The organism is Saccharopolyspora sp. NPDC002376, from assembly GCF_053593195.1.
Map to the genome: position 1 here is coordinate 1 of NZ_JBSFBZ010000087.1, position 20,266 is coordinate 20,266.

Annotated in this window: 21 protein-coding genes, 1 pseudogene and 1 riboswitch; of the genes and pseudogenes, 13 read left to right on the forward strand and 9 right to left on the reverse strand. The window is 70.0% G+C overall.

The window, feature by feature from the left end; genetic code table 11:
• Both ACWCO2_RS34460 and ACWCO2_RS34465 read right to left on the reverse strand, forming a co-directional pair.
• Nucleotides 1-134 (reverse strand): annotated as a pseudogene (locus ACWCO2_RS34460) (tryptophan--tRNA ligase); the annotation flags it as partial.
• Complete coding sequence (locus ACWCO2_RS34465; RefSeq protein WP_450131992.1) at nt 98-337, reverse strand: hypothetical protein; 240 nt, start codon at nt 335-337, stop codon at nt 98-100. The gene ACWCO2_RS34465 and the pseudogene ACWCO2_RS34460, both read right to left, overlap by 37 nt.
• 133 nt (nt 338-470) lie before the next feature.
• Between ACWCO2_RS34465 and cobO the strand changes: the two genes are divergently transcribed.
• From cobO to ACWCO2_RS34520, 11 genes are all read left to right on the forward strand, one after another.
• The gene (cobO, locus tag ACWCO2_RS34470) at nt 471-1,085 is read left to right on the forward strand and encodes a cob(I)yrinic acid a,c-diamide adenosyltransferase (RefSeq protein ID WP_450131993.1); all 615 of its coding nucleotides are present in this window, start codon (nt 471-473) and stop codon (nt 1,083-1,085) included.
• On the forward strand, nt 1,079-2,443 hold the full coding sequence (locus ACWCO2_RS34475) for a cobyrinate a,c-diamide synthase (protein WP_450131994.1): 1,365 nt from the start codon (nt 1,079-1,081) through the stop codon (nt 2,441-2,443). Before cobO ends, ACWCO2_RS34475 begins: the two co-directional genes overlap by 7 nt.
• Before the next feature lie 402 nt (nt 2,444-2,845).
• Complete coding sequence (locus ACWCO2_RS34480) at nt 2,846-4,123, forward strand: cobalt-precorrin-4/precorrin-4 C(11)-methyltransferase (protein ID WP_450131995.1); 1,278 nt, start codon at nt 2,846-2,848, stop codon at nt 4,121-4,123.
• A 216-nt stretch (nt 4,124-4,339) separates the two neighbouring features.
• A complete protein-coding gene (cbiE, locus tag ACWCO2_RS34485) occupies nt 4,340-5,542 on the forward strand; it encodes a precorrin-6y C5,15-methyltransferase (decarboxylating) subunit CbiE (RefSeq protein ID WP_450131996.1) in 1,203 nt (400 codons plus the stop codon).
• Between the two features lie 406 nt (nt 5,543-5,948).
• Nucleotides 5,949-7,706, forward strand: coding sequence for a precorrin-3B C(17)-methyltransferase (gene cobJ, locus ACWCO2_RS34490; protein WP_450131997.1), 1,758 nt, complete (start codon nt 5,949-5,951; stop codon nt 7,704-7,706).
• A gap of 246 nt (nt 7,707-7,952) precedes the next feature.
• Nucleotides 7,953-8,156, forward strand: coding sequence for a hypothetical protein (locus tag ACWCO2_RS34495; protein ID WP_450131998.1), 204 nt, complete (start codon nt 7,953-7,955; stop codon nt 8,154-8,156).
• Between the two features lie 59 nt (nt 8,157-8,215).
• A complete protein-coding gene (locus ACWCO2_RS34500) occupies nt 8,216-9,634 on the forward strand; it encodes a pyridoxal-dependent decarboxylase (RefSeq protein WP_450132011.1) in 1,419 nt (472 codons plus the stop codon).
• 82 nt (nt 9,635-9,716) lie between these two features.
• Entirely contained in the window at nt 9,717-10,097 is a 381-nt protein-coding gene (locus tag ACWCO2_RS34505; protein WP_450131999.1) for a hypothetical protein, read from the forward strand.
• 179 nt (nt 10,098-10,276) lie between these two features.
• On the forward strand, nt 10,277-10,828 hold the full coding sequence (locus ACWCO2_RS34510; RefSeq protein ID WP_450132000.1) for a sensor domain-containing protein: 552 nt from the start codon (nt 10,277-10,279) through the stop codon (nt 10,826-10,828).
• A complete protein-coding gene (locus ACWCO2_RS34515; protein ID WP_450132001.1) occupies nt 10,780-12,102 on the forward strand; it encodes a sensor histidine kinase in 1,323 nt (440 codons plus the stop codon). The genes ACWCO2_RS34510 and ACWCO2_RS34515 overlap by 49 nt, the downstream gene beginning before the upstream one ends.
• Nucleotides 12,054-12,692, forward strand: a complete 639-nt coding sequence (locus ACWCO2_RS34520; protein ID WP_450132002.1) for a response regulator transcription factor — start codon at nt 12,054-12,056, stop codon at nt 12,690-12,692. Before ACWCO2_RS34515 ends, ACWCO2_RS34520 begins: the two co-directional genes overlap by 49 nt.
• Here ACWCO2_RS34520 and ACWCO2_RS34525 read toward each other — a convergent pair.
• From ACWCO2_RS34525 to ACWCO2_RS34535, 3 genes are all read right to left on the reverse strand, one after another.
• Entirely contained in the window at nt 12,682-13,014 is a 333-nt protein-coding gene (locus ACWCO2_RS34525; RefSeq protein ID WP_450132003.1) for an EamA family transporter, read from the reverse strand. The genes ACWCO2_RS34520 and ACWCO2_RS34525 overlap by 11 nt on opposite strands.
• Nucleotides 12,978-13,193 carry a hypothetical protein gene (locus ACWCO2_RS34530; RefSeq protein ID WP_450132004.1) on the reverse strand — a complete coding sequence of 72 codons (216 nt, stop codon included), beginning with the start codon at nt 13,191-13,193 and terminating at the stop codon, nt 12,978-12,980. Before ACWCO2_RS34530 ends, ACWCO2_RS34525 begins: the two co-directional genes overlap by 37 nt.
• 251 nt (nt 13,194-13,444) lie before the next feature.
• Nucleotides 13,445-13,714, reverse strand: coding sequence for a DUF1876 domain-containing protein (locus ACWCO2_RS34535; RefSeq protein ID WP_450132005.1), 270 nt, complete (start codon nt 13,712-13,714; stop codon nt 13,445-13,447).
• A 293-nt stretch (nt 13,715-14,007) separates the two neighbouring features.
• Nucleotides 14,008-14,133: riboswitch (cobalamin riboswitch) on the forward strand.
• A gap of 77 nt (nt 14,134-14,210) precedes the next feature.
• Here ACWCO2_RS34535 and ACWCO2_RS34540 point away from each other — a divergent pair.
• Both ACWCO2_RS34540 and cobA read left to right on the forward strand, forming a co-directional pair.
• Nucleotides 14,211-15,263, forward strand: coding sequence for a HoxN/HupN/NixA family nickel/cobalt transporter (locus ACWCO2_RS34540; protein WP_450132006.1), 1,053 nt, complete (start codon nt 14,211-14,213; stop codon nt 15,261-15,263).
• 134 nt (nt 15,264-15,397) lie between these two features.
• The gene (cobA, locus tag ACWCO2_RS34545; RefSeq protein ID WP_450132012.1) at nt 15,398-16,621 is read left to right on the forward strand and encodes a uroporphyrinogen-III C-methyltransferase; all 1,224 of its coding nucleotides are present in this window, start codon (nt 15,398-15,400) and stop codon (nt 16,619-16,621) included.
• 118 nt (nt 16,622-16,739) lie between these two features.
• Here the strand turns inward: cobA and ACWCO2_RS34550 are convergent, their stop codons facing one another.
• The 4 genes from ACWCO2_RS34550 to ACWCO2_RS34565 all read right to left on the reverse strand — a co-directional run bounded on the left by ACWCO2_RS34550 (nt 16,740) and on the right by ACWCO2_RS34565 (nt 19,965).
• Nucleotides 16,740-17,219 (reverse strand): pyridoxamine 5'-phosphate oxidase family protein, encoded by a 480-nt coding sequence (locus tag ACWCO2_RS34550; protein WP_450132007.1) that lies wholly within the window; start codon nt 17,217-17,219, stop codon nt 16,740-16,742.
• Entirely contained in the window at nt 17,219-17,701 is a 483-nt protein-coding gene (locus ACWCO2_RS34555) for an SRPBCC family protein (RefSeq protein WP_450132008.1), read from the reverse strand. Before ACWCO2_RS34555 ends, ACWCO2_RS34550 begins: the two co-directional genes overlap by 1 nt.
• A gap of 3 nt (nt 17,702-17,704) precedes the next feature.
• Nucleotides 17,705-18,025, reverse strand: a complete 321-nt coding sequence (locus ACWCO2_RS34560; RefSeq protein WP_450132009.1) for an ArsR/SmtB family transcription factor — start codon at nt 18,023-18,025, stop codon at nt 17,705-17,707.
• 107 nt (nt 18,026-18,132) lie between these two features.
• A complete protein-coding gene (locus tag ACWCO2_RS34565; protein ID WP_450132010.1) occupies nt 18,133-19,965 on the reverse strand; it encodes a bifunctional metallophosphatase/5'-nucleotidase in 1,833 nt (610 codons plus the stop codon).
• Nucleotides 19,966-20,266 lie beyond the last annotated feature (301 nt).

The following is a 20,266-nucleotide window of genomic DNA, read 5'->3' on the forward strand; positions in this document are numbered from 1 at the left end:
TGCGGGCGATGCGGCGTGGTCATGGCGTGCAGGTCGGAAACGAAGAACAGGTCCTCGGGCTCGCGCTCGGCGGCCCATCGCCGCACCGCGCCGAGACTCACGACCCCGTGTGGGACTGGTAGCGATAGCGGCAGGCGGAGGCTGTGATCAGCAGGGGGATCGCGGTTGCTGCGGCGATAGCGAAGAGGACGGCGTACTCGCCTTGGTCGACGGCGTAGCCGGCTGCCGCTGATGCTGCTGCGCTGCCGAGGAACAGTGCGGAGGCGAACAGGGACATCGCCAGGCCTCGGGCTTCGCGGACCACCGAGGTCGCCCAGGTCTGCAGGGACGAGTGCACCAGCGGCTCCTGCGGTCTGGGACGCCCGTCCATGTTCGTCGACCGCTCGGTCCCAAGATCAGTGAGGTTGACCACTAGCTCGCCCCCTTCACCGGAGCTGATCTCGCGCGGGGGTGGCGGATAGGGTTCGGATATGCCTCAGGGACAGCCTTCTAGCGTGCCCAACGATGGTTTGACCACTCGACAGCGCCGCAACAGGCCGCTGGTCGTGGTCCACACCGGTGAGATGAAGGGCAAGTCCACCGCCGCTTTCGGACTCGCGCTGCGCGGGTGGAACCAGGGTTGGTCGATCGGTGTGTTCCAGTTCGTCAAGTCCGCGAAGTGGCGGGTTGGCGAGGAATCCGCGTTCCGGGCGTTGGGACGACTGCACGAGGAGACCGGCGAGGGCGGGCCCGTCGAGTGGCACAAGATGGGTGAGGGCTGGTCCTGGGCGCGCAAGCAGGGCAGCGAGGAGGACCACGCCGCTGCCGCGCTGGAGGGCTGGCGCGAGATCGCGCGGCGGATCGGCGAGGAGCAGCACGGGATGTACGTGCTGGACGAGTTCACCTATCCGCTGCACTGGGGTTGGGTCGACGTCGACGAGGTCGTGGCGACGCTGCGCGACCGCCCGGGCCACCAGCACGTCGTGATCACTGGTCGCTACGCCCCGCAGGCGCTGATCGACGCCGCTGACCTGGTGATGGAGACGACCAAGGTCAAGCACCCGATGGACGCCGGTCAGAAGGGCCAGAAGGGCATCGAGTGGTGACTTCCGCTTCGCACGCCCGCGTGGTGATCGCGGCTCCGGCTTCCGGGCAGGGCAAGACGACGGTGGCGACCGGGCTGCTCGGGGCGCTGCGGCGTCGCGGCACCGATGTCGCGCCGTTCAAGGTCGGCCCGGACTACATCGACCCCGGTTACCACCGGATCGCCGCCGGCCGGCCGGGGCGCAACCTGGATCCGGTGCTGGTCGGGGAGGAGCGGGTTGCGCCGCTGTTCCGGCACGGGTCGGCGGAGTTGTCCGTGGTGGAAGGCGTGATGGGGCTGTTCGACGGTCGCATCGGCCCCGGCGAAGGGTTGGCGATCGGCTCCACCGCGCACGTGGCGCAGCTGCTCGACGCGCCGGTCGTGCTGGTCGTCGACGCCAAGGGGCAGAGCCACAGCCTTGCCGCGCTGCTGCACGGTTTCCGCAGCTACCGGCCCGAGGTCCGGGTGGCCGGGGTGATCTTGAACCGCGTAGGTTCGCCGCGCCACGAGCAGGTGCTGCGCGATGCCGCGGACGCTGCGGGACTGCCGGTGTTCGGCGCCATCCCGCGTGCCGACGATCTCGCCGTGCCGTCGCGGCACCTCGGGCTCGTCACCGCCGTCGAGCACGGCTCCGATGCGGTCCGCGCGGTGGACGCGATGACCGAAATCGTTACCAGCTCGGTGGATCTCGACGCGGTCGCCGCTCTCGCACGCTCGGCGCCGGAACTTCCCGGACCGGCTTGGAACCCGCGGGACGAGGTCGAGCCGCAGGGTGCGCCGGTGATCGCGGTGGCCGGGGGACAGGCGTTCACCTTCGCCTACGCCGAGCACGTCGAGCTGCTCGAAGCCGCTGGTGCGGAGGTCGCCGTAGTGGACCCGCTCAACGACGAACGACTGCCCGAACGCGCTGCGGGTTTGGTGCTGCCGGGCGGGTTCCCGGAGCAGCACGCGGCCGCGCTGTCCGCGAACACCGAGCTGCGCAGGGAGACCGCGGCCTTCGCGGCCAGCGGGGCGCCGGTGCACGCCGAATGCGGCGGGCTGCTGTACCTGGCTCAGGAACTGGATGGGCATCCGTTGTGCGGAGTGCTCGCTGCGAAGGCACGGATGTCCTCGCGTCTGACTCTCGGTTACCGGGATGCGGTGGCCGCAACCGATTCCGTGCTGTTCCCCGAAGGCTCGCGGGTGAGCGGGCACGAGTTCCACCGCACCGTGTTGGAGCCCGCTCGTGGTGAGCAGGCCGCTTGGATTTGGCGGAACGAGGGCATCCAGCGCGAGGGCTTCGTCGACGGCGGCGTGCACGCGTCCTACCTGCACACCCATCCCGCCGGGCAGCCCGACTCGATCGAACGTTTCGTGGCCAGGTGCGCGGGAGTTGCGTGATCGGGGCGGCAGAGTGGGATTCGCCACTCGACGTTCGGTGGTTCCTCGGTCGGCGTCGGTGAGCTGATGATCGAGATCGAGCTGGCCGCGGTGCCGCGCGTCGCCGATTGTCGTGGAGGTCGATGTGGAACCCGGCGAATCCGGGTCGTCACGAGCGGTGACAGATGCTGTGCGGGACGTGACCGCGCTTCAGGAGGCGGTGCGGTCACGCGGTACGGTCATTGCCTACGAAGGCGGGCGCCGGTTGGGTGAGCCGTCCGCCGCACGCGGAGCCCGGGGGCGCTCGGTCCGCACCGGGCACCTGGGCGCACCGGTCGAGTGGCCCGATGCGTCCGAAGTGGACGACGCATCGCATCTGTCCACAGTGGTAGGACTTCCACCCCGAGGCGGAAGAGGAGAGCAATGTTGACTGGCCGGATCTCGTTCATCGGTGCCGGTCCGGGCGCTGCCGACCTGATCACGGTCCGCGGCGCGCGGCGGATCGCCGAAGCCGACGTCGTGGTGTGGGACGCGAGCCTGGTCGCGCCGGAGTGCGTCCAGGAGCACGCGAGCACCGACGCCGAGCTGATCGACTCCTCCCGCCTCACCCACGAGCAGGCGCTGGAGATCTACCGCCGCGCCGAGCGGGACAAGCTCAAGGTCGTCCGCCTGCACTCCGGTGACCCGTCGATGTGGAGTTCCGTCCAGGAGCAGCACGACGCGTGCACCCGGATGGTCGTGGAAACCGAGATCGTGCCCGGTGTCGCGCCGTTCTCCGCGGCGGCCGCCGCGATCGGCCGCGAGTTGACCTCGGAGGTCGCCCAGTCGCTGGTGGTGACCCGGATGGAGAGCAAGACGCCGACGCCCGCGGGGGAAGAGGTGCGCGAGCTCGCCAAGCACGGCACCACGATGGCGCTGTCCCTCGCCGGCTCGCGCACCGGCCAGCTGGTCGAGGAGTTGCGTGCCGGCGGCTACCCGGACGACACCCCGGTGCTGGTGGCCTACAAGGTCAGCTGGCCCGACGAGACGCTGCTGCGCACCACGCTCGGCGAGCTGGAGAAGACCGTCAAGCAGCGCAAGCTCTGGCGGAACCTGCTGTTCATCGTCGGCAAGAGCCTCAACGGCAGCGGAAGCCGTCCGCAGCCCTACTTCCACACCTACCGCCGTGCGGAACCGGCGGTCCGGCGCACGACGCGGACCGAGCGTCCCAGCACCTCGCCCCGTCGCAGCGCCGAGCCGGTGGTGGCGTGGCCGCGCGGCAACGGGCCGGTGAAGGAGTCCGACGTGGCCTGGTGGGCCGTGCGCGACTGGCAGGAGAGCGCGCGAGGAGCGGCGCGCGTGGCGGCGACCCGTCCGGCGGCTCGGCGCGTGGATGCGGCGCAGTCGCAGCTGTTCGTCGACGAGCCGGTGGTGGTCGACACCCTCGAGGCGCCTGTTCCTGCTGTTGAGGAGCCCGTTCTCCCCAGCCTGCTCGAGGAGACCGTCGAAGTGGAGGCAGCGCCGAAGCGGACGTCCGCGGCGAGCACCACGACCACCCGCGCCACCGCGAAGGCCACTCCGGCGAAGCCCACCACGACCAAGAAGACCGCTGCGGCGAAGTCCACCAGCGCGAAGACGACCGCTGCGAAGCGGACGACGGCCAAGGCGAAGCCCGCCGCGAAGCGGAAGTCCACGGCGAAGGCGGACGAGCCCGGCGAGTGATGCTGGCGGGATGAGTCGTCCGAAGTGGACATAGAGTGATGCCCGGTCGGGGGATCGCTGCCGCCACCAGCGCACGGCGTCGGCGTGTGCGGACCGGCTCCGGGAGCCGGTGGCAGCAGTATTGGAGCAGTTCGGTGAGGAATGCGGCCGACGGTCGCGTGTTCGGGGTGTGCCGGTGGAACACGTGGTCGCGGTCGCCGAGGTGAGGTGGGTGACGTGGCAGTCACGGTGATCGGGATCGACGGCGGCGACCTGCCCAAGGGTGCTGCGCAGGCGTTGGAGTCGGCGCGGCTCGTGGTGGGCGGCAAGCGGCATCTGGACGCGCATGCGCCAGAGCACGCGCGCAAGCTCGAGCTGGGGCCGCTGGAACCGGCGCTGAACGCGCTGTCCGCGCTGTCCGGCGAGGAGCACGGCGTGGTGCTCGCCTCCGGCGACCCCGGCTTCTTCGGCGCGGTGCGCGCGCTGCGCGAGCGAGGCATCCGGTGCACGGTGCTGCCGTCGACGTCCAGCGTGCAGCAGTTGATGGCCCGCGTTGGCCGTTCGTGGGACGACGTGGTGGTGGTCAACGCCAACAGCCAGGACCTGGCCAAGGCGATCAACGTCTGCCGCGCGCGTCCGGCCGTGGTGGTGCTGACGACCGCGCCGAAGGCCGGACCGGCGCAGATCGGTTCCGGGCTGACCGGGTGGCGGCGCACCATGGTGGTCGCCGAGGACCTCGGCGGGGCTTACGAATCGGTGGTCACCGTGGACCCGGCGGAGGCGGCCAAGCGGACCTGGCGCGAGCCGAACATCGTGTTGTCCCTGGCCGATCTGGACGACGTGCCGCACCGCGGCTGGATCGTCGGCGGCGAGCCGGTGCTGCCGGCCACCGGCTGGGCGCTGTCCGAGGACGAGTTCTCGCACCGAGACGGCGTGATCACCAAGGCCGAGGTGCGGGCGGTGGCGCTGGCCAAGCTCGCGCCGCGCCCGGGAGCACTGGTGTGGGACGTCGGCGCGGGCTCCGGCTCGGTGGCCGTGGAGTGCGCCCGGCTGGGCGCGGCGGCGATCGCGGTGGAGTCCGACGAAACGCAGGCGATGCGGCTGATCACCAACGCGGCCAGCCACGGCGTGGACGTCCGGGTGGAGGAGGGCGAAGCGCCGCAGGTCCTGCGGAACCTGCCCCGCCCGGACTCGATCTTCGTCGGTGCCGGTGGCGCCGAAGTTGTCACGGCGTGCGCGCACGCGGGAGCGAGCCGCGTCGTAGTCGCGCTGGCGGCGCTGGACCGGATCGGCCCGACCCGCGACACGCTGCGCACGGCGGGCTACCAGGTCGAGGGCGTCCAGCTCTCGGCGGCCCGCCTCGTGGAGCTCTCGGACGGCGAGTCCCGCCTCGAAGCAGCGGACCCGGTGGTCCTGATCTCCGGCTACAAGAAGCAGTAACCCGCCGTCTCCGGCGACACGTCCTCCCTGCGCGGGGCGCAATTTCCATTGAAATCGCACGTCCAATTTCAATGGAAATCGCGCCCCGTCGGTGTGTCGGGCCCCGACACGCCGACGGACGTCGTCACCCCTCACCGGTTTCGGTGAGTTCCTTCCACTCCCGTTCGGCGCTGGGGCTCGTGCGCGGCGATGGTCGTGAGTACCGCCATCGCCACTCACGACACATCGGTCCCCCATCGACCACAGGTGCTCGTCGTGACCACAGTTTCAATTGAAACTGTGATTCGCCGTGGGTGGGAATTACAGTTTCAATTGAAACTGTGGTTTTTCCGTGCGCCCGAGGAGGGCGGAACCATGCAGGTGGGACCATGCGGTGGAGGGCTGTCGACCGGGTAGGGGAGTTGCAGTGATCGGTCTGTTCGCGGTGACCGCGACGGGACGGCGGGCCGCCGCTGAGCTCGCCGGACGGCTGGGGCCGGACGCGGTCGTCGCCGACGGGCCGATCGGATCTGCCGTGCGCCGCCTCTGGGATCACCTCGACGCAGCGGTGTTCTTCCTGGCCAGCGACGCGACAGTGCGACTGGTCGCGCCGCTGCTGCGCGACGAGCGCGCTGACCCGGGCGTGGTCTGCGTCGACGAGGAGCAGCGCTTCGCGATCGCCCTGACCGGGGGCCAGGCCGGCGGCGCCAACGCCCTCGCCGAGCAGGTCGCCGACGTGCTCGACTGCGAGCCGGTGGTCACCACGGCCACCGGCGGCACCGGTGTCACCCCGCTCGACGAGCTGGTCGAGCAGCTCGACGCCACTGTGGACGGTGACCTGGCGTCCTGCGGTGCGGCGCTGCTCGAGGACCTGCCGGTGCTTCTGGTCAACCCGCACGGCTTCCCGCTGCCCGCCCTGCCGCCCAACGTGTCCCCGGGCATCGAAACGCCGCTGTGGACGGTGGTGATCGACGACCGCCGCCCGACCGAGGAGGAAGAGCGGACGCTGCGGCTGATCCCGCGCACTCTGGTGGTCGGAGTCGGTTCGACCAGCGGGATCTCGCGCACCGCGGTGACCGAGACGATCGCCCGGCTGGACCGCGAGCACGGCCTGGACCCGCGCGCGATCAGGGCGATCGCCAGCGTGGACCTCAAGGCCGACGAGGACGGGATCCTGGAAGCGGTGCAGGACCTCGGGTTCTGGCACTCCGCAGACGGCGGCGACGAGCTGTCGCTGCTGACCTACCCGGCCGAGGTGCTCGCCGAAGTCGAGGTGCCCAACCCCAGCGAGGCAGTAGGCGCGGAGGCCGGTACGCCCAGCGTGGCGGAGGCGTCGGCGCTGCACGCGGCGGCCGAGCTCGGTTACGGCGCTCAGGTCGAGCTGGTCGCGCCCAAGATCAAGGGCAACGGAGTGACCGCAGCAGCCGCCCGGATCCTCCCCAGGGGCCGGCTGGCGCTCATCGGTATCGGTCCCGGAGCGGCGGACCTGCGCGTTCCGCGCGCCGACGCCGAGTTGCGCCGCGCTTCGGTCGTCGTCGGCCTGGACCAGCACGTCGACCAGGTGCGGCACCTGCTGCGGCCGGGCACCGAAGTGCGGGCCACCGGCTTGGGCGAGGAAGAGGCCCGCGCGACCGAGGCGGTCGAACTGGCCCGCGAAGGCCGCGCGGTGGCGCTGATCGGCTCGGGTGATGCCGGGGTGTACGCGATGGCGAGCCCGGCCCTGGAGAAGGCCGACGTCGACATCGAGGTCGTCGGAGTTCCGGGTGTGACCGCCGTGCTGGCGGCATCGGCCCTGCTGGGCGCGCCGCTCGGCCATGACCACGCGCTGATCAGCCTGTCCGACCTGCGCACTCCGTGGGCGGTCATCGAGCGCCGCGTGCGGGCGGCCGCCGAGGGCGACCTGGTGGTCTGCCTCTACAACCCGCGCTCCGAGCAGCGGAACTGGCAGCTGGGCCGAACGCTGGAGATCCTGGCGGAACACCGCCCGGCGACGACCCCGGTCGGCGCGGTCCAGCGCGCGACCCGAACGGGCCAACGGGTCTGGTGCGCCCCGATCAGCGAATTCGACCCGATCGACGTGGACATGCACACCACGGTGGTCGTGGGCTCCTCCCAGTCCGCAGTGGTCGGCCACCGAATGGTCACCCCGCGCGGCTACCGCTGGATGGCCACGGAAACCCCCTGACAGTGATGATGTTCGTGGTGACGCCGAAGGCGGGTCTGACCCACCCCCTGACTGACGTTTCGACTGTCCTGTTTGGGATTTGTCGGCCCGCCGGGCGTCACCACGCACGCGGCCGGACGGGCGCTTGTGACTTCATAGGAGCTTGGTCCAGAAGCCCCGTCACTGTCTTGTCCGCCCGCCCGACCGGCGCGTGCCGCCCTCGGAACGGACACGCAAGGACGGACATGACCAGAGTGCTATGACGTCATGGCCTTGCACCAGGACGAGTTCCTGCTCGATCTGCACGAACTCGCACCCGGTGCGGTCTTTCGCGCGCTGACCCGGCAGGTGTCGCGTTATCGCCGCGATCCTCGGTCCGTGGAGGACTTGCTGATCGGACTGGGCGGGGCTGGGAATGGTTGTCCGCAGTTCGCCAAGGTGTGCCACGTCGATAGGTTCGGCGGGGTCTGACCGCGTTGGCTCTGGTCTGGGGCCGTTGGCGGTGAGAGGGTGGCGGGGTGGCTGGACACATGTCACCGGAGGAGTTCCGGGCTTTCGGCAGGCAGGTCGTTGACTGGGTTGCCGACTACTACGCCGGCGTCGAGTCCCATCCCGTTCGGTCGCAGGTGCGGCCTGGGGAGGTTCGGGCTCAGCTTCCCGCGCACCCTCCTGAGCAGGGCGAACCGTTCGAGGAGGTGCTTCGCGATCTCGACGCCGTGCTGGTTCCCGGCGTGACGCACTGGCAGCATCCCAACTTCTTCGCCTACTTCCCGGCCAACGCCAGCGGGCCCGCCATCCTCGGTGATCTGCTCTCCAGCGGGCTCGGCGTGCAGGGCATGGTGTGGGCGACCAGTCCGGCCTGCACCGAGCTGGAGACCGTCGTGGTCGACTGGATGGCCGAGCTGCTCGGGCTGCCGGAGAACTTCCGGACCGATGCGGTCGGTGGCGGCGTCATCCAGGACTCGGCGTCGAGCGCCGCGCTGGTGGCCTGCCTGGCTGCGTTGCAGCGGGTCAGCGGCGGTGACGTCGCGAGCAAGGGCATCACCCGGCGCCACACGCTCTACGTCTCCGAGCACACCCACTCGTCCTTGGAGCGGGCCGCGCGGATGGTCGGCATCGGCGCGGACAACGTCCGGATCGTCGACGTCGATCCGGACACCCTGGGTATGGATCCCGCTCACCTCGACGCCCTGATCGCTGAGGACCTGGCCGCGGGCGCCGTGCCGACCCTGGTGTGCGCGACCGTCGGCACCACCTCGACCACTGCGATCGACCCGGTCCGCGCCGTCGGCGAGGTGTGCCGGGCGCGCGGGGTCTGGTTGCACGTCGACGCGGCTTACGCGGGCGTGGCCGCGGTGTGCCCGGAGCTGCGCTGGATCAACGACGGGGTCGCCGAGTTCGCCGACTCCTACTGCACCAACGCGCACAAGTGGTTGCTGACCAACTTCGACTGCAGCCTGCTGTGGATGGCCGATCGCGCGCCGATGATCGACGCGCTGTCGATCCTGCCGGAGTACCTGCGCAACCCGGCCACGGCGTCCGGCGATGTGATCGACTACCGCGACTGGCAGGTGCCGCTGGGGCGCCGGTTCCGGGCGTTGAAGCTGTGGTCGGTGCTGCGCTGGTACGGGGCCGAAGGGTTGCGCGAGCACATCCGGACCACCGTGGGCCTCGCGCAGGAGTTCGCCGGGTGGGTGCGCGAGGATCCGCGGTTCGAGCTGCTGGAGCCGCATCCGTTCGGGCTGGTGTGCTTCCGGCCGCTGTTCCAGGAACAGGCCGACGAGCACGTCTACCAGCTCATGGAGTCGCTGAACGAGTCCGGTGAGCTGTACCTGACGCACACCAAAGTGGACGGTCGCACGGTGTTGCGGTTCGCGGTCGGTTCGCCGCAGACCGAGCGGCGGCACGTGCAGGCGGCGTGGAAGCGCATCCAGGAGGCGATCGGCTGACCTGCCCGCGACCAGCGCGTACCCGGCCAGCACCAGCAGGTGCGGCTCACCTGCGAGGGCCTGGATCGCCGCGCCGGACGCGGTGAACTGGAAACCCGGAACCAGCCCGGGCAGCAGAGCGATCGCGGCGAGCAGCGGGCCGCCCACCGCAGCGCACAGCAAACCGACGGACAGCACGGCCAACGCGGCCAGCGAACTCGTCACGAGCAGCGCGGACGCCTCCTGCGGAGAGGTCGCGCAGGCTGCCGCGACGAGCGCTACCGCGAAGGCGGCCAGCAGGTGCGCGGTGAACCGGGCGATCGGGTCGGGGCCTGGCTTCGCCGCGAGTCCGATGGCCGCGATGGTTAGCGCGATGCCGCTGCCGGTGGCGAAGTCGCCGAGCACGAGCAGCCCGCAGCCCGCAGACCGCGGTCAGCGGGCTGCGGGCCAGGCCGGCCAGGTGCGCACCGGTCTGCCGAGGTAGGTGGAAATCAGCCTGGCGCAGACGTTCCCGTGAATTCGGGGAGGACATGGCGGTGACGCTAGGCTGGCGCCGGACCTGCGGGAATGCGGTTGGCTCCCGGTGGGGGGTGGAGATAAGTCCACCCCGATCCGGAAACCAGCTGCAAGGTCAACACCGTTGCCGCGCAAAAGAATGGTTCCATGCGAATCAGAACTGCCAAGCACGGCTTGGTGCTCGCACTGCTGGCCTTGCCCGGGCCGCTGCTGTACGTGGCCTACACACTGGGCCTTTGCCTCTCGGTGGTGGGCATGCCGTTCCTGGGCGAGCGGGTCGTGGCGCGGTGTCGGGCTGCGGTCGATCGAAGCCGCCGCCTGTCCGGTGCTTGGTGCGAGGTGCCGATCGCGACGTCGTACCACCCGGCCCCGCCCGACCCGCAGCCCGACGCCGAGGGCTGGTACCGCTACGACAAGCGGCTGTACCGGACGCCGCGAGTGCCCCGGTACATGGAGCGGGTGCACTGGCTGTCGGAGGATCCGGCGACGGGCCGGGACATGAGCTGGCTACTGCTCAACACGGTCGTCGGCCCGGCGCTGGGACTGCTGGCCGTCGTCGGCAGCGGGTGCTCCGGTTCTACGGGCGGTGGACGCGTTCACGGCTGGGCCCGGCTGAGCTGCGCCCGTGGCAGTTGTGGGTCAGCAGGGGATTGCGCGATCTCTGGCGGTTGGCGGTCCTCGCCCTGCTGGCGGTCGTGAACCTGGTCTTCGGTGTGCTCCTGGTCGTGCTGTTCGTGCTCACCCATGTGCTCGGCGCGTTCATGTGGTGGCCGTGGTGCAACGTGCTCGTGCAACGCCTGGCCGGGTTCGGTCGGCGGTTCGCCGGGACTTGGTCGGGGATCCCGGTCGAGGAGCTGTACCGGCCGCTCGACGAGCCGGTGCCCACCGCTGACGGGTTCTACCGAGCCGGTCGTGAGCTGCGGACCTCGCCGCGTCCGGCGATGCGCCGCGCCCGTTACCGGCGCGCGATGGCCGATCCGGCGACCTGGCGGGACCTGTTGTGGCTGCTCGGCGACGGTCCGGTCACCGTGCTGCTACTGGTTCCGGTGGCCGTGCTGGGCTGGATCTTCCTGTGGGGTCTCTGGATCCCGTTCTGGGTGCGGATCGGTCGTTTCTTCGCCGAGTTCGGATGGCCGTGGGAGCACGTGTTCGCACCGGCGAAATGGCTTGCGAGCACCCCGCTGCTCGGAATGCCGTTGGGACTGCTGGCCGGGGCCGGTGTGCTGGCCCTCGCTCCGCCGCTGCTGCGCCTGCACGGCCGCTGGACCCGGTTGCTGCTGGCACCGACCGAGCGCGCGCAGTTGGCCCAGCGGGTTCGTCAGCTCGCTGAGACCCGCGCCGACGCGACCGACGCCGAGGACGCCGAGCTGCGGCGCATCGAGCGCGACTTGCACGACGGCCCGCAGGCCAGGCTCGTCGCGCTCGGGTTGAAGCTCTCCGCCGTCGAGCAGCTGGTGGAGCGGGATCCGCAGCGTGCCAAGGAACTCCTGGGCCAGACCAAGGCGGATTCCGGCCAGGCCCTGGCCGAACTCCGAGCCTTGGTCCGCGGCATTCGGCCACCGGTGCTCACCGAACGCGGGCTGGTCGACGCGGTGCGCGCGGTGGCGTTGGACCTCGTGGTGCCCGTCGAGATCGATGCCGACGTGCCGGGGCGGTGCCCGTCCGCGATCGAGGCCGCCGCCTACTTCGCGACGCTCGAACTGATCACGAACGCGGTCAAGCACAGCCGGGCGGAATCGATCCGCGTCGAGCTGAGGTACGACCAGGCGCTGCGGATCGCGGTCACCGACGACGGCGTGGGTGGTGCCGACCCCGAGCTCGGCGGCGGGCTGACCGGAATTTGCCGCCGCATCGGTACATTCGACGGAACTTTGCAGCTGAGCAGCCCGCCCGGTGGACCGACCGCGGCGACGATGGAGATCCCGTGCGCGTTGTCCTCGCCGAAGACCTCTTCCTCCTCCGAGACGGACTGAGCACGCTGCTCACCGCGCACGGCTGCGAGGTGGTGGCCGCCGTGGAGACCGGCCCAGAGCTGGAGCGGGCGCTGATCGAGCAGCGCCCGGACGTGGCTGTCGTCGATGTCCGCCTCCCGCCGACCCAGACCGACGAGGGGTTGCGCGCCGCGTTGTCCGCGCGGCGCGAGATCCCCGGACTGCCGGTGCTGGTGCTGTCCCAGCACGTTGAGCAGCTGTACGCGCGGGAACTGCTGGCCGACGGCACCGGTGGCGTCGGCTACCTGCTCAAGGACCGGGTCTTCAACGCCGACCAGTTCATCGACGCGGTGCGCCGGGTAGCCGCCGGTGGCACCGCGATGGACCCAGAGGTGATCTCTAAGCTGGTCGCCCGCCGTACGACACCGTTGCAGCGGCTGACCTCGCGGGAGAACGACGTGCTCGCGCTGATGGCCGAAGGCCGTTCCAACGCGGCGATCGCGCAGGAACTGGTGGTCAGCGAAGGCGCGGTCAGCAAGCACATCGCGAGCATCTTCGGCAAGCTCGACCTGGCGAACGCCGAGGACACCAACCGCCGCGTGCTGGCCGTGCTCGAGTACCTCAAGCCGTGAGCTCGAGCGGGCGCACGGGCACCGCCGGAGCTCCCCTGTCCGGACGGGTGCCCAGCACGCAGGACGCGGCGCCGAGCGCGATGCCGAGAACCACTGCGGGGGTGGGGGTTTCGCCGAGCAGGGGCCAGGCCAGCAGTGCGGCGCCCGGCGGCACGCTGCTGAACAGGGCGCTTGCCCGGCTGGCCCCGCCGACGGCGACCGCCCGCAGGTAGCAGGCGGATCCGATCACCAGCACCGCGGTGGCCTGCGCCCAGTGCGTGACCTGGCGGTGCTCGAACAGCGTGATCACGCCGACCGCGGCGCCGGCGGCTGCCGACTGCACCGCCCCGCCGGCCCGCGGATCGATCGGACCGCAGAACCGCTGCTGGTAGAGCCGCCTGCGGAGAAGCAGAGGAGCCCGACCAGGGCGAGCAGGATGCCCGGGTTCAGCGCGCCTTCGGCGAGCACCTGGCCGCCGAGGGTGGTGACCACGGCGAACATGCCGAGGACGAGCCCCGCCACGCGGACCCGGCTCGACCGCTCCCGCAGCAGGGCTGCTGCAAGCGAAGCCGCGCCTGGAAGGGCTCGTCGCTGATCTACCTCGCTTCGGACCGGCTCCGCTGCGCGTCCGGGTCCGTCAGGGGCTGGGCGAAGACGTCGCGGACCTCGCTGCGAAGGCGGTCGGCGAAGCCCTCGAGGTGCACTCGTGAACCGGCGATCTCGCGCGAAATCTGCCTTCCGCGAAGGGGTCTCGCGCGAAATCGCCGTTGTGGTCAGGCGGGTAGGTGCACGCGGCGGTGGAGGCGTTCTCCGATGTCCTTGGCCGCGTTGTCCAGCAGTTTGTGCGCCAGTTCGAACAGGGCGCGGGCGATCGCGATCTCGTCGCCGATCTGCGGTACCTCCTGGTCGTCCGGGTGGCGTCGCGCGGTTCCATGGCCGTGCAGCGCCTGACCGGCCGGGGTGGTGAACCCGACGTCGGCGGTGGTCTTCGATCCCGCCTCCACGACCTGCAGGTTCAACGTGATCGTGTGCGTCTCGTTCATGGTGGCCTCCTGGTCCCCGTCAGCCCGCTGGCGCAGGCCGTTTCAGGTCGCCGTAACCCCCAGCATGCGCGCGGTGCCCGACCGGCGAAAGGCCGATGTTCATCCGTTCGGAGTAGTCGTGGGCGGGCTTCCGGTGAGGCTCCGCCGGCTCCGCAGACCACAGTTTCAATTGAAACTGTAAATGCCAGGCACGGGTGATCACAGTTTCAATTGAAACTGTGATTCAGGTGATCGCGGTCACCGGGGTTTGACCCGGGGCCGGTGATCGCGGAAGGATCTCGCCGCCGACAGTGCAGGAACCCGGTGCGAATCCGGGACGGTCCCGCCACTGTGACCGGGGAGCGGCCCCCACCCGAGGCCACGGCTGCCACGCAGCTGGAAGGCCGGGGTGCCGCGTCGATCCGGGAGTCAGGAGACTGCGCGCCGGCCCCGCGTCGCACCGCGGCGCGCGGACACCGAGCCCCTCGGGCGGGAAACCCAGGAGGTCGGAGAACCCATGGTTGGGGAATCCGGAACGGAACAGCTGCGCGCCGGTTGGGGCGCGGAGGAGCGGCGCAAAGCGACGATCGTGCTGGCCGCGGTCGGGGCGTTGCACCTGGTGGGCTGGGGTGCCTACCTGCTGCACCAGGACAACTTCGGCATGGCGGGCGGGCTTGCCGCAGCGGGCACCACGGCGTACCTGCTCGGCCTGCGCCACGGCTTCGACGCCGACCACGTCGCGGTGATCGACGACGCCACGAGACTGCTGATGCAACGCGGACGACGTCCGGTTTCGACCGGCATGTGGTTCGCCCTCGGACACGCCAGCGTCGTGCTCTTCCTCGCGTTCGCCGTCGCGTTCGTCGCCGGGCCCGCCGCGCAGGGGTGGGCGGAGCAGGCCGGAGTGCAGGTCTCGACGGTCGTGGACCTGGTCGTGATCGCGGTGCTGACCACCCTGGCCGTGCTCAACGCGCTGGTCCTGCGCGACGCGGTGCGCCTGCTGCGCCGGGCACGGCGCGGTGACATCGATGAGACCGAGGTCGAGATGGTGCTCGGCCGTCGCGGGTTGCTCGCGCGGCTGCTGCGCGGACGGATGCGCAACGTCGCCCGCTCCTGGCACTTGTTCGGCATCGGGCTGCTGTTCGGTCTCGGCATGCAGACCGCCACCGAGATCACCGTGCTGGCCATGGTCACGCCGGGACAGCTGTCGCCGATCGCCGTGCTGAGCCTGCCGCTGCTGTTCGCCGCGGGCATGTGCACTGTGGACAGCGTGGACGGCATGCTGATGTCCCGCGCCTACGCCTGGTCGCTGGCCCAGCCGCTGCGGCGGCTGTGGGTGAACGTGACCACCACCGCGCTGACCGTGGTGCTGGCGGCGGTCGTCGCGCTGGTCGTGCTCGCCGGTGTGCTCGATGAGTTCGGCGTGCCGAACACCACGCCGATCGCGGCGATCAGCGACCACTTCGAACTGCTCGGCTATCTGACCCTGGCCGTTTTCATGGCAGTATGGGGCGGCGCCGCGCTCTGGTGGAGCCTCGCCTCCCATCGCGATCGGGCGGAGCGCGCGTGACCGGCGTCCACGGGCTGGTCGGGGTGGCGCCGAGCGGCCAGACCGGTGATCGTGAGCCACGACGAAGTGGCCAACAGCCCCTTGAGCACGAGTCCCCGGCGACGTCGCCGGGCGAGCACGACTGGACTACGGACATGACCAAGCACCTTGAGCACCACTACTTCGCCGGCCTGGACCTCACCGGAAAGCGGGTGGTCGTCGTCGGCGCGGGCACCGTCGCGCAGCGCCGGGTTCCGCGCCTGATCAACGCCGGTGCACGGGTCGAGGTCATCGCGCCGGAAGCGACTCCGGCCGTTGAAGCGATGGCCGAAGCGGGCGAGCTGACCTGGCACCAGCGCCCTTACGCGGCCGGCGACCTCGATGGCGCTTGGTACGTCGTGGCGTGTGCGACCGGCAGCGAGGTGAACGCGGCGGTCGCGGCTGAGGCCGAGCAGAACCGCATCTTCTGCGTGCGCGCCGACGACGCCTCGCAGGGAACCGCCGTCACCCCAGCGGTGGCGCAGCACGGCGGGCTGCTGCTTGGCGTGCTGTCGGGTGGCGAGCACCGGCGTTCGGCCGCCGTTCGTGACGCGCTCGTCGAGGCGTTGCGGACCGGCGTGGTCGACGAGAAGTCCGAGCCCCCGGCGCCGGGTGTGGCCCTGGTGGGTGGCGGGCCGGGCGATCCGGACTTGATCACGGTGCGCGGGCGTCAGCTGCTGGGGCGCGCGGACGTGGTGATCACCGACCGGTTGGCGCCGCGCGAACTGCTCGAAGAGCTCGGTCCGCACGTGGAAGTGGTCGACGCTTCGAAGATTCCGTACGGACGGGCGGCGAACCAGGAAGTCATCAACTCGCTGCTGATCGAGCACGCCAAGGCCGGGAAGTTCGTGGTGCGGCTCAAGGGCGGCGACCCGTACCTGTTCGGGCGCGGGTTCGAGGAGTTGCTGGCGTGCGCCGAGGCCGGTGTCGCGGTGACGGCCGTTCCCGGGATCACCAGTGCTTTCGCGGCTCCGTCCGCGGCGGACGTGCCGGTGACGCATCGCGGTGTCGCGCACGAGGTCGTGGTCGTGTCCGGGCACGTCGGACCGCACGACGAACAGTCCCTTGTGGACTGGCCGGCGCTGGGACGGCTGCGCGGAACCATCGTGCTGATGATGGGCGTCAAGCGGATCGCGGAGTTCGCGGCGGTTCTGATGGAGCACGGTCGCAACCCGAAGTCCGCGGTCGCCGTGGTCCAAGAAGGCACCACGCGCAACCAGAAGACGCTCCGCACGACGCTGGGCGAGGTCGCCGAGGCGATCCGCGAAGCCGACATCAAGCCGCCCGCGGTCATCGTCATCGGCCCGGTCGCCGACCTGGCCCCCGAATCGCGCCGGTAGTTCCCGCTACAGGGGAATCCCGATCTGCTTGTCGACTGCCGGGTGTTCGACGGCCCGGAGCGAGCCTTCGCTTCTCCGTCGTTCCGGTAACTGTGTCTGCAAGCGGATCGCCTCGTGGTCAGACCAGCCACTGGCCGGACTGCATCAGGGTCCTGCCGTCGAGCTCGGCGAAGGAGCGCCATGCTTGCAACCGAGTTGGGGTGAGCTGGAGGTAGACGAATCCGGGTGTGCGCCGCGGGTCAGGACCGCCGCGCAGCAGTGAGGAGAACGGGTCGGCGATGGTCGGATCAATCGCGTCGGGCTCGATGATCTTCATCGTGCCGTCGACCATGACCACGTCGTAGTGATGGCCGATGGCTGCCCGTGCTCGGGCGGTGGCGGCCACGTTGGTCACCGTGCGGCTGTTCGCGAAGGTCGCGAAGGTGAGCACCTCGCCGTTGTGGTGGAACAGGAGCGGGACGAGGTGCGGGCCGTCGGAATCGCCCGTGGCCAACCACGCGGTGGTTTCCGAGCGCAGCAGTTCGAGCGCATCGCTCTTGCGTTGCAGAGGTTCCCGAGGTGGTGGCATCGCGTCGCTGATAGTGCCCGATGCCGCCATCAGCGGTCCCCGGCCAACAGCTGGGCGTAGCGGGCGAGGTACACCGGCCAGCCGCCCTCGCCTCCCACACCATCGCTGACGGCTTGCCAGCCAGGTCCGTGGCGATCGAGCTCGCGGTGTTCGAGTTCCACACGCGTGCGCTGCGCGGCTTCGGCGATGAAGCGGACCTCGACCTCGCTCGTGTGCTCCTGGTCGGATTCGATCTGCCATCGGGGGTTGATGTCCCAGCTGAAGACGACGCGATGCGGGGGCTCGTAGGTGAGTATTCGGGCCCAGCGGCACTCGCTGCCGTCGGCCCCCCGGTCGAAGATGTGGCCGCCGACGTGGGGTTCGAACACCGTCTCGGCGATCTCGGCCTGCAGCAGGTTGTGCTCGGGTGGCTTGAAGTCGCCGAATCGCTCGGTGAAAACGGTGAAGGCTCGTTCGATCGGGGCGTTCACGACGACCTCCTTGCGGACCACCGTGCTCGTTGACCGAGTCATTGCTCAATCTCCTTCGGGTTGTTCGACGGCGTCCTCGTAGGCGGCCAGCGCACGGCTCCAGAAGGTGTCGAGCTGATCGCGCAACGCGCCCACGGCTGCCGGGTTGAGTTGGTAGATGCGCTTTGTGCCGGCGGGGCGGTCGGTGACCAGCCCTGCGCCTTTGAGTGCCTTGAGGTGCTGGGAGACCGCTGGTCGGCTGATCGGCAGCCCATCGGCGAGTTCGCGGACCGACTGCGGCCGCTCGGCCAGGCACTCGATGATCGCGCGCCGACTCGGATCCCCGAACGCGTTCCACGCGGCATCCGAGATTCGGTAAGTGCCCACGAACCGTAAGCGTAGGCTTACGGAGTAGCAGCGGCAACACTGGAGGATGACGCATTCCGCAAAAGAAGTGCCGCGCGGGCGCTGGACGCCCGCGCGGCACGAGCGAGCTACGGCTGCGCCTGAACCCGGTCAAGCGCCGGCGGGGTGAGCGGCGCCTGCGCGCGCAGGTAGCCGGCCAGCGCGTCGGGGCCGGAGTAGGCCGTCCGGTGCTGATCGCGGGCGTTGAACAGGGCGGTGAACCCGGGGACGGCAGACCGGGGCACGAAGTCCTTGGACAGCGTCGCGACGCGGTAGGTGGCGTTGGGCTTGAGCAGCTCGCCGTTGATGCGGACCTGCCCGAAGTCGACGCGATCACCGACGGGTGCCGTGGGGTCGTAGCGGTAGCTGACGCTGTTCGAGACCCCCAGCGGTCGGAAGGTGGTGGAGCCGTCGGCGGCCTGCTGCCACTGGCTCTCCAGCAGCTGGTCGAGCTCGCGGCCGGTCAGCTCACCGCTCGTGAGTGCTGCGCCGAAGCCGCCGCTCTCGTGGATCACACCGAACATCAGCTCTCCGAACAGCACGCGGCCGGGAGCGTCGGCCTGGTTGCCGGCGGTCGGCGCGTAGGTGACGTCGCGCAACAGCGTGTTCGGCATCACGATCCCGACGTCGGCACCGCCGTCCTTCTGCGCTGCCCACCGGAACGCGTCGGCGGTGGCGTTGCCGAGGGTCGACTCCTCCGCGTCGGCAGACGTGCGGGTGAGGTCACCGGCGATGTCGGCGACGGGCTCGTTCCTGCGCTGTTGCACGCGGTCGCGCCAGTACTGGGCCATCCGGAGGACCTCGGGGTCCGGAGTCACGGTGCGGGCGTTGGCGTGGTTGGTGGAGGTGGTCCGGTCGCGCAGGACGTCGCCGGTCTCGGGGTCCAGCTGCAGGTTGATCTCGCTGATGAGGCGGCCGTGGTTGGCGGCCTCGACGACCGGGCGGGGGTTGTCTGCCGGGTCGGGCAACATGCAGTTGCCGAGGGCGTGCCAGTGCCCGGTGATGACGGCGTCGACGGCGGGCGAGATCTGCTTGTTCATCTCGACCATCGGCCCGGAGGGGTTCTTGCAGTCGTTGTAGAAGTCGCCGACCTGCGAGAATCCTTCGTGGACGGTGGCGACGATGGCCTGCACGCCCTGGGCCTGGAGCTCGGCGGCGTACCGGTTGATCTCCGTCGCTTCGGGCAGGAAGCGCAGCTGGTTGGCCGGCCAGTACGAGAGCCCCTCGTTGGGCGTGCCGCTCGTGGTCGCGTGGATGAAGCCCACGGGCAGCGTTCCGCCGTGGCCGTCGTCGACCTGCTCGATGTGGTACGGCTTCGCGACCAGCTCGTCGGTCGCGCCGTCGACGACGTTCGCGGAGTAGTAGTCGAAGTCGGCTCCGGCGAACTTCTTGCCGGTGGAGTCGGTGAAGCAGAGATCGCCATCGGGGCGGCCCTCGCACGTGCCGTTCATCATGTGGCGCAGGTAGTCGAGGTTGCGGTCCAGCTCGTGGTTCCCGATCGTCGAGAACTGCAGACCGATGTGGTTGAGGTACTCGATCGTCGGCTCGTTCCAGAAGTACGCGGTCTCGTTGGGCCAGCCGGAGAAGTCGTCCCCGGCCGAGAACAGGATCGAGTTCGACTCGGGCAGCGCGGCCTTTTCACGGAGCCGGTCCAGATGGGCCGCCAGGTAGGCGCCGCCGCCGACGGTTTGGGGCGCCTCACCGGCGTGGGCGCCCGGCACTGTCGTGGTGTAGTCGCCGAAGTAGCCGTGGAGGTCGGTGATGGACAGCAGCTGAACCGGGACGGGGTCAGTCGCTGAGGCGGCCGTGTCATCCGCCATGGCGACAGCAGGCGACGCCAAAGTCAGGACGAGGCCTGTGGAGATCGCGGTGGCCAGTCGATGCCGCCGAGGGCGACTGATCCGCAAGCGGGCGTTGGACATCGTGCTACGGCTCCTTGAGGGAGGTAAGTGGCCGCTGAGGACTCGCCATGCCTACATCCAAGCAACGTGACGCTGAGGTAACGGCCGCTGTGAGTGTTGTGTCGAGATGCGAACATCGGGTGATGCACGAGCGACAGGAGCCCGAACTTCCTTCCTCATGCACGGACAGCAGCAGCCGTTCGGCAACTTCCGGGGGACAGGGGCGTCAGTTTTGCCTAATACTGCAACGGCAGTTCGATTGGTTCGTTGTGGATCATGGTTGTTGTGGTGGTTGATGTTGCTGTTGGGGAGTTGGATGGGT